This is a genomic window from Streptomyces sp. NPDC056987 (assembly GCF_042673865.1).
Lineage (GTDB): Bacteria > Actinomycetota > Actinomycetes > Streptomycetales > Streptomycetaceae > Streptomyces.
Genome location: NZ_JBHURV010000005.1, coordinates 205,783 through 217,979, shown reverse-complemented (window position 1 = coordinate 217,979; position 12,197 = coordinate 205,783). Strand labels below are relative to the sequence as shown.

General features: G+C 69.3%; 16 protein-coding genes and 2 pseudogenes. 12 read left to right on the top strand and 6 right to left on the bottom strand.

All coding sequences use genetic code 11. The annotated features are described in order from the left end of the window. The first annotated feature begins 119 nt into the window (after positions 1-119). From ACFTZC_RS08585 to ACFTZC_RS08550, 8 genes are all read left to right on the top strand, one after another. A complete protein-coding gene (locus tag ACFTZC_RS08585; RefSeq protein ID WP_382888018.1) occupies positions 120-365 on the top strand; it encodes a nuclear transport factor 2 family protein in 246 nt (81 codons plus the stop codon). A 545-nt stretch (positions 366-910) separates the two neighbouring features. Further along, positions 911-1,171, top strand: a complete 261-nt coding sequence (locus tag ACFTZC_RS08580; RefSeq protein ID WP_382888017.1) for a hypothetical protein — start codon at positions 911-913, stop codon at positions 1,169-1,171. Further along, positions 1,168-1,392, top strand: coding sequence for a hypothetical protein (locus ACFTZC_RS08575; RefSeq protein WP_382888016.1), 225 nt, complete (start codon positions 1,168-1,170; stop codon positions 1,390-1,392). The genes ACFTZC_RS08580 and ACFTZC_RS08575 overlap by 4 nt, the downstream gene beginning before the upstream one ends. A gap of 92 nt (positions 1,393-1,484) precedes the next feature. Further along, on the top strand, positions 1,485-2,111 hold the full coding sequence (locus ACFTZC_RS08570) for an SAM-dependent methyltransferase (protein ID WP_382888015.1): 627 nt from the start codon (positions 1,485-1,487) through the stop codon (positions 2,109-2,111). A 59-nt stretch (positions 2,112-2,170) separates the two neighbouring features. After that, complete coding sequence (locus ACFTZC_RS08565) at positions 2,171-2,671, top strand: DinB family protein (protein ID WP_382888014.1); 501 nt, start codon at positions 2,171-2,173, stop codon at positions 2,669-2,671. Between the two features lie 88 nt (positions 2,672-2,759). Beyond that, complete coding sequence (locus tag ACFTZC_RS08560) at positions 2,760-3,740, top strand: alpha/beta fold hydrolase (RefSeq protein WP_382888013.1); 981 nt, start codon at positions 2,760-2,762, stop codon at positions 3,738-3,740. A gap of 110 nt (positions 3,741-3,850) precedes the next feature. Continuing rightward, entirely contained in the window at positions 3,851-4,099 is a 249-nt protein-coding gene (locus ACFTZC_RS08555) for a hypothetical protein (RefSeq protein ID WP_382888012.1), read from the top strand. Between the two features lie 368 nt (positions 4,100-4,467). Then, entirely contained in the window at positions 4,468-4,857 is a 390-nt protein-coding gene (locus tag ACFTZC_RS08550) for a hypothetical protein (RefSeq protein WP_382888011.1), read from the top strand. 452 nt (positions 4,858-5,309) lie between these two features. Here ACFTZC_RS08550 and ACFTZC_RS08545 read toward each other — a convergent pair whose 3' ends face one another. Continuing rightward, positions 5,310-5,741: an ankyrin repeat domain-containing protein gene (locus ACFTZC_RS08545; protein ID WP_382888010.1), complete on the bottom strand. Its 432-nt coding sequence runs from the start codon at positions 5,739-5,741 to the stop codon at positions 5,310-5,312. Between the two features lie 60 nt (positions 5,742-5,801). Continuing rightward, complete coding sequence (locus ACFTZC_RS08540; RefSeq protein WP_382888009.1) at positions 5,802-6,101, bottom strand: hypothetical protein; 300 nt, start codon at positions 6,099-6,101, stop codon at positions 5,802-5,804. 1,053 nt (positions 6,102-7,154) lie between these two features. On the opposite strand from ACFTZC_RS08540, the gene ACFTZC_RS08535 reads away from it, so the two are divergent. The 3 genes and pseudogenes from ACFTZC_RS08535 to ACFTZC_RS08525 form a co-directional block, all read left to right on the top strand. Beyond that, a protein-coding gene (locus ACFTZC_RS08535) for an IS5 family transposase (protein ID WP_382888112.1) occupies positions 7,155-7,963 on the top strand; the annotation gives its coding sequence in 2 pieces (ribosomal slippage) (positions 7,155-7,494 and positions 7,494-7,963; 810 coding nt in all). Positions 7,964-8,009: 46 nt separating this feature from the next. Next, positions 8,010-8,507, top strand: a complete 498-nt coding sequence (locus ACFTZC_RS08530; protein WP_382888008.1) for a DinB family protein — start codon at positions 8,010-8,012, stop codon at positions 8,505-8,507. 124 nt (positions 8,508-8,631) lie between these two features. After that, positions 8,632-8,836 (top strand): annotated as a pseudogene (locus ACFTZC_RS08525) (hypothetical protein); the annotation flags it as partial. 371 nt (positions 8,837-9,207) lie between these two features. Here the strand turns inward: ACFTZC_RS08525 and ACFTZC_RS08520 are convergent. The 4 genes and pseudogenes from ACFTZC_RS08520 to ACFTZC_RS08505 all read right to left on the bottom strand — a co-directional run bounded on the left by ACFTZC_RS08520 (position 9,208) and on the right by ACFTZC_RS08505 (position 11,726). After that, positions 9,208-9,967, bottom strand: a pseudogene (locus ACFTZC_RS08520) (SDR family NAD(P)-dependent oxidoreductase). A gap of 120 nt (positions 9,968-10,087) precedes the next feature. Further along, entirely contained in the window at positions 10,088-10,393 is a 306-nt protein-coding gene (locus tag ACFTZC_RS08515; RefSeq protein WP_382888007.1) for a hypothetical protein, read from the bottom strand. A gap of 51 nt (positions 10,394-10,444) precedes the next feature. Then, complete coding sequence (locus ACFTZC_RS08510; protein ID WP_382888006.1) at positions 10,445-11,110, bottom strand: SDR family NAD(P)-dependent oxidoreductase; 666 nt, start codon at positions 11,108-11,110, stop codon at positions 10,445-10,447. Positions 11,111-11,204: 94 nt separating this feature from the next. Beyond that, complete coding sequence (locus tag ACFTZC_RS08505; protein ID WP_382888005.1) at positions 11,205-11,726, bottom strand: MarR family winged helix-turn-helix transcriptional regulator; 522 nt, start codon at positions 11,724-11,726, stop codon at positions 11,205-11,207. 146 nt (positions 11,727-11,872) lie between these two features. Here ACFTZC_RS08505 and ACFTZC_RS08500 point away from each other — a divergent pair, with 146 nt between their 5' ends. Beyond that, positions 11,873-12,196 (top strand): hypothetical protein, encoded by a 324-nt coding sequence (locus tag ACFTZC_RS08500; protein WP_382888004.1) that lies wholly within the window; start codon positions 11,873-11,875, stop codon positions 12,194-12,196. Position 12,197 lies beyond the last annotated feature (1 nt).

Below are 12,197 nucleotides of genomic sequence, written 5' to 3'. Positions count from 1 at the left end.
CTCCAGCAGGCGGTGGCGAACTACACCCATGCCCTGGACGAGATAAATGTGCCCGAGCTGGAAACGGTCCTGACCGAAGACATCACCTGGGCCTTCGCCCGATCGCCGGACGCGCGGCGGTGCTCGACTTCATCCGTGACGGGCACACGGCCCGGACCGGAAGGATGCGGCACCGCCCGAGCAACGTCGTGGTCACGACGACGGACGCCACCACCGCCGAGTTGCGGGCCTATCTGCTGCAGACGAGGACCACCGGCGCGAGCATCCAGATGATCTCGGCCGGGGTCTACACGTTCAGCCTGCGACGGTCCGACGGGAGGTGGCGGATCGCCGAGCTCACCCTGACGCTCGCCAACGCCATATAGGGCGAGGCCAGGCAGTGCGCCCGGCGATCATCGGACGCCTGCCGACGGCGCCCGGCTACCGATTGGCCCGACGACGAACAGCACGGCCCTGTGCAGAGAGATGATCAGCCGCCGCGCGGTACGGCGGAGGAGCCAGCTGCGGTGGTGTGCGGCCACGGGCGATGTCTACGGGAGCCCCGGCAAGGGACGAGACCGGTTTCATGGAGATCACCTGAACGAGGGCTCTCTCCGCGCGGAGGTTGCCGCACCTGCCATTTCGCTGGTGGAGCCGCCACCGTCCCCATGTGCGGGGGGGACTCGTGCGCAACCGGTCACCGCTCTGGGGAGTTGATGAGGCATGGGAGGTTTCGCGAATCGTGGTGGGGCCGGTGAGCCTTCCGCCGGAGGCAGGTCGTCGGTGGCGCGGCTGCCGGCCGGCGAAGAGGTGAGCACAATGGCGGAGCCGATCTCTCACGAGCCGGATCCCGAGGAAGAGGCCGCGGTCCGGCGGATCGGGGCGCAGGACGACGCCTTCGCGGAACTGGACCGTACGCCCCCGCACGCATATGGTCCCGGGGCAGCTGACCGTGGTGGTCCAGGGGGAGCGGTTCGTCGTACCGCTCACGGTCAAGGACGTACGGGCCGCGCTGCCGGACGAAGTGCGCCCCGTGTTCGACAGCGGGATCGACACCGCACCGCCGAACATGGCCGGCCGATTCATCCGCACGTGGGCGCTGGAGGTCATCCCGCGCGACGCCATCGACCGCGTCGACGTCCTGCTGCGCGCCGAGCAGCAGGCGTACGGGCCCGGGACAGCCCCCGCGTGAGCTACCGCGTCGCGTTCGCCCCCGTCGCCGAAGAAGCCCTCGGCAAGCTCCCCTCCCCCGCCGGCTTCACAGCCACCCTCGCACGCACCCTCGGCACCAACCCCTACGGCGGCGGCTCCACTCCCGTGGCAGGCGGCAAGAACCGCCACGAAGCCTTCGTATCGCGGGTGGTCGTCCGCTACGTCATCTCCGCAGGAATCCTGACATCGTCCGTGCGGTGATCCATGCGGCCAACTTGCCATTAGCGCAAGATTCCGTGCCAGCTCCCGGGGTGCCTGCCAAGACTGAGCGCCTACCGAGGCAAGGAGTCTTGATGAGCACCACCGAACCCGTCGCGTTCTGGGACGGCGTCCACGCTTCCCGGCCGACGACCGACCGCCCGCGGCCAAACGCCCGCCTCACCGAAACGGTGACGGACCTGCCGCCCGGTGACGCACTGGACCTCGGATGCGGCAACGGCGGCGACGCGCTGTGGCTCGCCCGCCAGGGATGGCGGGTCACCGCCGCCGACCTCTCACCCGTGGCGGTCGAACGGCTCACCGCGCTCGCCCGCTCGCACGGACTGGGCGACCGCGTCACCGCCCTGCGGGTCGACCTGCGCACGTCCTTCCCGGCCGGCACCTACGACCTGGTCTGCGCCCACTACCTGCAGACCCCCTTCGACCTGGACCGGGCAACCGTGCTGCGCACGGCTGCACACGCACTGCGCCCGGGCGGGCGGCTGCTGGTCGTCGACCACGGCTCGGCCGCCCCGTGGTCGTGGAACCAGAAACCCGGCACCCACGCCCAGAGCCCCCGGGAGATCGCCGACGGGATCGGCCTGGCCCCGGAGACCTGGACCGTCGAGCGGGCCGACACACCCCGCCGGATCGCGACCGGACCGGACGGACGCACCGCCGAGGTCACCGACCACGTCCTCCTCGTCCGCCGCGCCGCCTGACCCGGCCACCGGTGCCCGCCCCCGACCCCCGACCCCCGACTCTCGACGGAAAGACCTCCATGCCCACCACCACACGCCGCGACCGCCACCGCGACACCCCACCACCCCGGACCGCGAACGGCGAGATCGAGGTCCTGCGCGGCTTCCTCGACTACCTCCGGGCCTCGATCGCCACGAAGGTCGACGACGCCCCCGAGCCGCAGGTGCGCACAGCCGCGGTCCCGTCGGGCACCAACCTGCTCGGCCTGCTCCACCACCTGACGTTCGTCGAACGCTCGATGTTCCTCGGGGACGACGTCACCAACTGGCAGGCGACGTTCCACGCCCCGCCGGAGGACAGCGTCGCCGAAGTCGTCGCCCGCTACCGGACCGCGGTCCAGCGCGCGAACGACGTACTCGACGGGTGCGCCGACCCCGGCGCACCCGTCCCCCGCCCCCGGCCGGACCGCCCCGCTCCCACCATCCGCTGGGCACTCACCCACATGATCGAGGAGACCGGCCGGCACGCGGGCCACGCGGACATCCTCCGCGAGCTCGCCGACGGCACGACCGGCCGCTGACGCTCCTTCTCCAGAACGGAAAGACATGATCACAGCACCACGGCCGTCGCCAGGCCGCTCCCTGCGATCCACGCACACGATGGCAGCCATGATGCTCACCCTCCTGCTCACGATCATCACCACAGCCTGTTCCACACCCACGTCCACACTGGCAGCCGGCGACGACGTTCCCGCGTACGCCACCGCCACCCAGGACGATCCCCGGTTCAAGAAGACCTTCCGGCACAAGTTCGCCGACGTCGACGGCGTCCGTATGCACTACGTGAAAGGCGGCAGCGGCACACCGGTCGTACTGATACATGGTTGGCCACAGACCTGGTTCGGCTGGTGGCCGATCATGCCGGAACTCGCCAAGCACCACACCGTCTACGCCGTCGACCTTCCCGGACTGGGCGACAGCACCGGCACACCGACCGGCTACGACAAAGCCACACTGGCCCGGTACGTGCACAAGCTGATCTCCGACCGGCTCGGGGTGCGTGACGCCCGTGTCGTCGGACACGACCTCGGTGCCGCCGTGGCATTCCAGTACGCCAGCCAGTTCCCCGACGACACCGCACGCCTCGGCTATCTCGACCTGCCGCTGCCCGGGCCGGCGATCGACGCGCGTACCTACCGCACACTGAGCTGGCACATCGCCTTTCACTCCCAGCGACGAGTCCCCGAGGCGGTCGTTGATGACGATGTCCGCGAGTACCTGGCACTGTTCTATCCCCAGGTCTCCTTCGGCGGTACGGCGTTCGGCGGCACCTCCGACCGGTCTCCGTTCACCGGCGCAGAGATCGACGAGTACGCACGGACCTACAGCCGGCCCACGGCCCTGTCGGGCGGCTTCGAGCTCTACCGCGCCCTCGACAAAGACGTCCGCGACACCGTGGCAGCCGCACCGGTAGGTGTCCCGGCCCTGCTCATGACCGCCCAAGGACAACTCAACGCCATCCAGGGCACAGTGGCGCCGCGCATGACCAACATCGTGCGAGCCGTGGACGTGCCGAAAGCCGGGCACTGGCTCGTCGAGGAAAACCCCCGGTTCGTCACCGCCGAACTCTTGCGTTTCCTCGACGGATGACCACAACGCCAAGCCCTGGGTGAACTGTGCCTCGATGATGCCGGGGACGGCCCGCAGCCGGGCAACGACCGCGAACTGCGGCCGCGGGCGAGCCAGGCGAAGCTTCTGCCGTGGGCGAGCTCGGGCGTGGCCGCGGCGAGGACGGCGTCGGACTGGGCGAGGACGCTGCCACCGGCGGCCGGGGTGACCATGCCGCGCTCGGTCGTCATCCAGCTGATCGCGGTGCCGAGCCGGAGCGGCTCGCGGCCGTCGCACCCTACGACCGTGCCGGTGCGCCGCTTCGGCTTCGCCTCCTCCCCGGCCGCGACCAGGGCCTGGTGCGCGAGGCCCACGCCGCAGGTGTGCGGTTCACGGCCTGATGCCCTTCCGCCGGGATGCCGCCGTCGCGCCGGCCGTCCAGGCATCGCAGGATGTAGACGTGTTCGTCGGGGTGGCGGGCGAGGCAGGCGGTCAGCCGGGCGATGTCGGCGTCCATGACCGGCCCGGCCTTGAGTACGAGGCGCGGTCGGCCGGGTGAAGACTCATCGGTGATGACACCGGTACGGATCATCTGCCATGTCGTTGATCAGGACGGACCATTCGTGCCAGCCGCCATCATGGGAGAGCTGTGTTGGAAATCTCAGGCCGGAACGTCCCTGCTTGTCCTGTGTCGGGATTGTGGCCCTGGACCGATGTCGAATTCGACCGGCGGACCGCCCCACTGCTGCGTTCGCCGGACGGTCGACTGGTGCACGCGGACCAGAACCGCGCCTACCTGTTCGATGCGGACCGGACGTGTCCCATCGGACGGCCGCTCACCGTGCTGCCCGGACAACGACAGGTACTCGCCCGGCTCGTCGCCGCCTACCACCGTGCCATCGAGGCGATCGTGGCCGCCTATCCCTACAACCAGTCGGTACATGAGGCCCTGTCCATGCCGCCGGCCCTGCATGAGGACCTCAGAGTGGCGCCGCACCCGGCGGGCTCCCGCGTGCACTACATACGCATGGACGTCCTCCCCCAGACCGACGGATCGGTCCGGGTACTGGAGACCAACGCGAACTGCCCAGGGGTGCTCTTCCCGCGGCCAGCCTCTCCCTGCCTGAGCGGGGTGAAGGACACCTTTCAGGCACGATGAGCCGACAGACCGGAGTCTGGGCCAAGGCCGACGCCGTGGGCCGACGGCCCCTCCTCGTCCTCAGGCAGAACTCATTGACGGGTCCTCCGAGTCCCTTCCAATCCGCGTGCAGGCGTGCTGGGCACTCTTCAGAGGAGGTCAGCTTCAGGTGTGGATAGCGCAGGACCTCCCACGAGGGGAACTTGCCCTTGGCCGTCCTGACGTCGAACGTCGCGGTGTCGTCGATGGTCTTGTCCGGGTCGTACTGGCGCAGAGTCAGCCAGAAGGTAGCGCTAATCCACCCAGAATCGATCAATTCCGGTATACCTGAGGGAGAGAATCCGATCACCAGCGACACGTCGACGCGGGCACCCCCAGGGGCGAGCTGGAGACGTTCAGTTCACCTCTACGGCGTCACCACCGGCGCCAACTCGCCGCAGCAGCAGCCGGAGGGTAGGTGAGAGGGCAGGCACTCACGCCGCCCCGGACCTCTCCAGCATCTCGACGACCTCCCCATGAGGCATGCCGGGCTCCTGCCAGCCACGGGCCCAGTCCAGTGCACTGCCCCCAGCGCCGTCGTGCTCCTTCAGCTCAGGGTCGGCGCCATGAGCCAGCAGCAACCCCACCATGGCGGTATCGGCATGGGTCGCCGCCGCCGCCAGCGGGAGCCCGTCACGAGGGCCGTGGGACTCCAGATTCGGCGACGCTCCAGCCGCCAACAGCAGCTCCGCGCAACGGACCTCGCCCTGCGCCGCGGAGAGATACAAGGCGGACCCGCCGTCCGGGCGCCGGTCGTCCGGCGCCGCTCCCAGGCGCAGCAGACGGGCCAGCTCCCCCACTCGGCCCTGCTCTGCCGCCTCGCACAGGCGTCGGGGGAGCTTCTTGCGCTGCCTGTTGTTCACCATGCTCCTCACTTGAAGCAAGGATCGGTCGCCCGTGCACCGCGCTGCGGCCGATCCCGTCGCTCACTTGAACACACTACGGAATGTGCAGTGATGGGCCCGGTACCCTTTCCCGTACTTCTGGCCGATCTGCGCCTGAACATCACTCTGGGCCGCGTTCTCGGCAGCCTTCTTGCTCTTGCCCGTACCGTTCCCCTTGAGCTGCTTGTTGCCGTGATCCCCCGACCCGATCTTCTCGACGGCGCAGGTCGCCGAGGAGTGCCACTTCTTCTTCAGCGAAACAGCCTCCGCGCTGGTCGCCGCGGCCAGCGGCACCAGAACCAGCAGAGCCGAAGCCATCGCCGCACGGATCTTGTGACTCATCAGATCTCACCCTCCTGGCAGGTCGTCGTGGGCGCCGACTGCACCTCTCAACGAGAACCCACACAAAGCGCGATGAGATCACTACCAATTGTAATCTTGCGGAAAACCCTGCCCCCCACTGGAACTTAAGTACGCACGGTAATCACACCGATACGCTCGGGCGTTCGATCGCCAAGGATGTGGGGAGGACGGCTTCCGGGGCTCTGGTGACAGTCGGCGCGGTGGGGGCCGTGCTGCTGGCCGGGGCGAGTTCCGGAGGTGTCCGGGTGAGCTGTACGGAATTGCCCGGGGCAGTGGCGGGCGCGGTGGCGGCCGGAGCGGGCGTGGGGTGTCCGGGGACGGCGACGGGCGGCCAGGCGGAGGAGCCGGGCGCGGCGGCCGGCTCCTCCGCGCGGACGCGGTGGGAGTGCCGGGTGCCTGCGGCGCGTCACCGAGGGCTGAGGTGGCAGGAACAGCCGCCGCAGGGCCGGGCACACCGAGGGCGGTGTCCAGGGTGGCGGCCGGTGCAGGGTGCTGGGTGGCCGACGCAGGCCGTGCCGGCTCCACGGGCTGACCGTGCTCTGCGGGGACAGCCGCCACGGCCGGACCGCTGGGCTCCCTGGCGAGCGCCGGCTCCGCCGGGCCGGATTTCGGTGCAGCGCTCGGTGCGGGCGGCGGGGTGGCGAGGAGGGGCGAACGCCGGTACGCCAGGGGCAGCGGGGGCCAAGGGCGTTGTCTGTGCTGGGGGGCTGCCCGGCGCGGCGTCCGGCGCCGCGGCATCGTGGCGTCGGGCGGGGGCGCAGCGGTGGAACCGGCGGTGGCCAGGAGGAGTTCACGTACTCGGTGACCACTTGCTGCAGCACCTCGTACGCCTGCCGGGCGCGGCCGCTGTGGCTACCGCCGAAAGCGAACCGAGGTGCGGTGAGCAGCACATACCAGTGCGCACCGCTGGTCCGCATCCCGAAGACGGTGCCCAGGGCGAGCCACAGCAGACGGGCTGACTTACTGGTCGTTTCAGAATGGGTTGAGCCGTATGTATTGCGCTCGGCGATCTTGGTTGGCAGGGTGTCCGGAGTGCGTGCTGATCTTGTTCCTGACGACCTGTGGGAGCGGGTGGTGCCGTTGCTGCCAGCCGCTCCCGAACGGCGCCGCCGCTACCCCGGGCGGCTGCGTGTTCCCGACCGGGCAGCCCTGGCCGGCATCATGTACGTGCTACGGACCGGTGTCGCCTGGCGCGACGTCCCTGCCGAGAGCGTGGACTGCTCCGGAGTTACGGCCTGGCGTCGGCTGCGGAACTGGACGGAGGCCGACGTCTGGCCTCGCCTGCACGCCGCCCTGCTGACCGGACTGCGTCGTGCGGACCTTCTGGATTTGGACGATTGTGCCGTGGACGGGTCCCATGTCCGAGCCCTCAAAGGGGGGATCACGTCGGCCCCTCGCCCGTCGACCGTGGCCGCCCTGGCTCCAAGCATCACCTGATTGTCGACCGCCTGGGAACGCCGCTCGCTGTGACGCTCACCGGTGGGAACCGCCGCGACGTCACCCAGTTGCTGCCGCTGCTGGACGCGGTCCCGCCGATCCGGGGCCTGCGCGGACGGCCCCGCCGCAGGCCCCGACGCCTGTACGCCGACCGGGGCTACGACTTCGAAAAGTACCGCCGCCTGCTGTGGAAGCGCGGCATCAAGCCGCTGATCGCCCGACGCGGCGTCGCACACGGTTCCGGACTGGGCAAGGTGCGCTGGATCGTTGAGCGCACATTCGCCTGGCTGCACCAGTTCAGGCGCCTCCGTACCCGCTACGAGCGGCGCGCCGACCTCCACCACGGCCTCCTTGAACTCGCCTGTGGCATCATCTGCCTCCGACGACTCCGAACGGCATCTTGAAACGCTCAGTGAGCCGGTGTCAGTGGGGCCGCATAGAGTCCGGCCCATGGCTGACACTGAACTGACGACACTACTCGGCGTCCTGAACAGCAAGCGCAAGCACGTCCTGGGCATCTTGGAGGGCCTAGACGAGGAGGCGCTGCGGCGCCCGGTTCTACCGTCCGGCTGGACATGCCTTGGGCTGGTGCACCATCTCGCTCTGGACGACGAGAAGTTCTGGTTCCGCGCGGTTGCTGCCGGGGAACAAGCAGCGATCGAAGAGATCCTCGGGTCCGGGGAGAACGCGTGGCAGCCCGCCCCGGAGAAGACAGCCGAGGAGGTCTTCGCTCTCTACCGCAAGGAAGGGGAGCTCGCCGACACCTTCCTTGCCGGCGCCGACCTGAAGGCGGCCCCGAGCTGGTGGCCGGACTTCTTCGGTAACTGGCGCCTCGACAACCTCCGCGAGGTCATCCTGCACGTGATCACCGAGACCGCCACCCACGCCGGCCACTTGGACGCCGCGCGCGAACTCATCGACGGCAGGCAGAGGCTGGTTCTCCCCTGACGGGCAAGCCACTCCGCTGCGCCCACCAAGATCATCGAACGCGAGGTCCAGAGCTCAACTCATTCTGAAACGATCAGTTAGGGCGTGCAGGTTTTCAACTCGTGGCTTTCCGTTCGGTGGCTCGTTGGTCTGGCATGAGCGGGCTGGATGGGCAACGGGCCGTGCGGCCGCCAAGTTCGAGGCGATTCTGCCGCACCTCGAAGGGGCATCGTCGCCTGTTGATAGGGGCGGAAGCCCAGTCCCTCGGCCACGGCGGGATCGGAGCAGTCGCCCGTGCCGCCGGTGTCCGTGAGACCACTGTGTCTGTCGGCGTGCGGGAACTCGACACAACGGGCCGCGCCGTCGTGGCGTCCTGCGAATCCTGCCGCCCGGCCCCGTACCCGTGTCCGGCCCGGCCGGCGGCGCCCCGGAAGTCTCGGCCTCGGCCGCGCCCACCGGCCCAGCAGAGTCAGGGAGACGGCAACACGTACTCACGGCCATCGCCGTGCACATCGAACGCCTCAGCGGCCTGGCGCCGACGAGGAAACACCCCTCACCACGGCCACCGACCGCCTTCCAAATCTTCCTGGATCAGCAAGGGATCCCCCCGGTAAATCCTGGCGCACCCCGGGCAGTTGACCTGGAAATTCCAAGAGCGTCGACGGAGTCAAGCTGAGCCCGGGAGGCATGCCGTCGGACTTCCGGGCTCAGCCAACCGCTTCTACCGCCCGCCGACGGCCTTGAGGGAGACTTCCCACAGGCGAGCGGCGTTGCCTGCGTCGAGCGCGTAGTCGGCGACGCCTCCGTGCAGGTTTTCCGGCTGGAGGGGTTCAGCTTCCTGGCAGTCCTCGAAGTACCGGCCGGTGACCCCGTCGAGGAACAGAGAGGCCCCGACGAGTACGGACGTAGCGGCTCCTTGTTCCGTTGTCTTCCAGGGCAGCTCCGGAGCACCGCCCTCCGCGAAGCGGGCCAGGACTTCAGAATCGACGTGACGCATCAAGTTGGTGCGGACCACGCCGGGCATCACCTGCCGCGGCGAGCTCGGGGCGCAGCCCGATGGCCAAGGCGAAGTGACCGTAATGGTTAGTGGCAAAATGCACTTCCCAGCCTTCCTTGGTGCGGGTCAGCGGCGGGCCCATCACTCCGGCGTTGTTGATCAGGACGTGGAGCGGCCCCCTCCAGTCGGCGACGAACGCGGCGACCGACGCCTGGTCCGAGACGTCCAGAGGTGCCACATGGACTTCCTTGTTGCCGGTGGAGGCTGTGATGTCCTGTGCGGCGTACTCGCCTGCGTCGGGGTTGCGGACAGCGAGGGTTACCTCAGCTCCCGCGCCGGCCAGGGCTCGGGCGGTTTCGAGGCCGATGCCCGACATCGCGCCGGTGATGACGATCCGGCGCCCCGACAAGCCGGTGCCGGACAGGACTTCGGCGGCGGTGGACTGGGCCGTGAAAGGTGTGGTGATGCGCGTGCTCACGCTCAAGGTTCCTTTCGATTCGGTCCGAGGGGAAGCCGATCGGCTCAAGCACCGCCTCGGAGAGTGCGCGAGGTACGAGAGGGCCGTCCGGACTGCCGGCGGCCGGCCACAGTGGGGGTCGGCCCGTCATCCGGCGGGCAGGGGCATGACCCTGCGGTAGACGGGGACGGCGATCGTCACCACTGCGACGTGCATGAGGAGCAGTGCCGTCCCGCCCGCCGCTCCGCCGTCGTCGAGCAAGAGGAAGTCGGGCACGAAGGACACCACGACCACAAGCGGGACGAGCACCCGGAGCGGTCGGCTCGGCCGCAGCCGGGACAGCGTGCCGACTGTGAACTCCGCAAGGTCGCTCATCCGGAGGGCGTGCTCGTGGGCCTTGGAGAGGGCGGAGAGCACGAGGAACTCGGTGATACCGGCATCGCGCTGCCACAACCCGGTGGTGTCGTGGACCTGTGGCCGCCGGTTCGGCGGTGTGCTGGAGGGTCAGGCGCCGATGAGGTGCTCGGCCTGGGTGCGGGTGGTGTGGAGGGTCCAGTAGTCGAGGGCGATCTCGTCGGGTGCGCGGTGGGGAACGCCTTCGGGGGCCTGGGTGCCGATCATGAGGTTGATGGCCACGTTGGCCGCGTAGATGCCTTCGTCGGCGAGGGTGTTGTGGAGGTTGATCGCCCAGTTGCGCTGGCCGGCCTGGGCGATGTTGGTGTCGGCAAGCATCGGGTACGGGTTGATCGCGCCGCCGCCGGTGGTGAAGAGCAGGGTTCCGGAGCCGGCCGCGAGCATCCCGGGCAGCACCGTCCGGACGGCGGCGACCGCACCGTAGAGCAGGGTGTCGATCTGCGGGCGCAGGGCGTCAAGGGTCACGTCCTTGGGCACGGTCATGGTCAGGCCCGCGTGCGGGGAGAACTCCAGGACGTCGATCCGCCCGAACCGCGCGATCGCGGCCTCCAGCGCGCCGGTGAGCCGAGTGGAGTCGGCGATGTCTGCGGGGAAGCCTTCCGCGGTGGTCCCTGCCTCGGCGAGTTCGGCGACCAGGGCGTCGAGTTTGTCCTTGGTGCGGGAGATCAGGGCGACGTCGAAGCCATGGCCGCCGAAGACCTTGGCGATGGACAGGCCCAGGCCGGGGCCGGCTCCGACGATGGCGATGGTGGGCATACGTACTCCTCGGCGAGGGGCGATGCGGTCCGTGAGGGGTGGTGCGGTCCCGGCCGGTGGCCGGGTGAGGGTGAAGGGGTATGCGCCCCGGACGTCAGTCCTGGTCTGCCGGTGGGGTGACGCCGGGCCAGTCGGTGGGGCACGGCGCGCTGAGTGCGCCGAGGATGCGCTGGGAGGCGGCGCCGAGCTGACGCTGCTGCGCCCTGGTGAGGGGGTCGAAGACCAGGCGGCGCACCGCCTCGACATGGCTGGGTGCTGCGGCGGCGACCTTGTCCATGCCCTCGTCGGTGAGGGTGGCCAGGGTGGCGCGACCGTCGGAAGGGTCGGGGTGGCGGTGTACCCAGCCGCGTTTTTCCAGGCGGATGACCACGTTGGACAGCCGGGAGAGCGTGCTTCCGGCGTACTGGGCGACCTCGCTCATCCGCAAGGTGCGCTCCGGCGCCATCGAGAGCGCCGACATCACCACGTACTCGAAGTGGGCGATGCCCGCGTCCCGCTGCATCCGCGTCTCCAGCGCAGCCGGCAGTTGGGTCAGTACGTAGGCGAACGCGTACCACTGCTGCTGCTCATCTGCGTCGAGCCAACGCGGCTCGGCGGTCTCCCGTTCCTTGTCCATGACCCCAACATACTCCAAGCATGGAGAGATTCGCCAGCCAGTTAGCTTTCACCTTGAAGTGATTCCGCCTTATGGTTGGTCCAAGCTTGGAGCTACTATGGGAAGCGGCAAGGCCGATGAATGTCATGGTGTGGATCGTTGCGGGCGTGCCAGCAGTCGTGTTCGCCCTGGCAGGGGCGATGAAACTGAGCCGCACACCACAGCAGTTGGCCACCTCCGGGCTGGGCTGGGCCGAGGGCTTCGGCTCCCGTCCGGTCAAGGCCATCGGCGCGGCCCTCGTCCATGGCCGCCGCCACGAGTCCCAGATGATCGCCGCGAACGTCGTCCTGCTGGCGCCGACCGCCGCGGTCGTCCGGGACCGCGTCGGATCGCACGCCTTCCAGTCCCTTGGACCGGATGGCACGCCCTTACGCGGGGCGGCGGACGATGCGCCGCTGCACGCCCCCGGAAAGAAGATCACCGGTCCGTAGT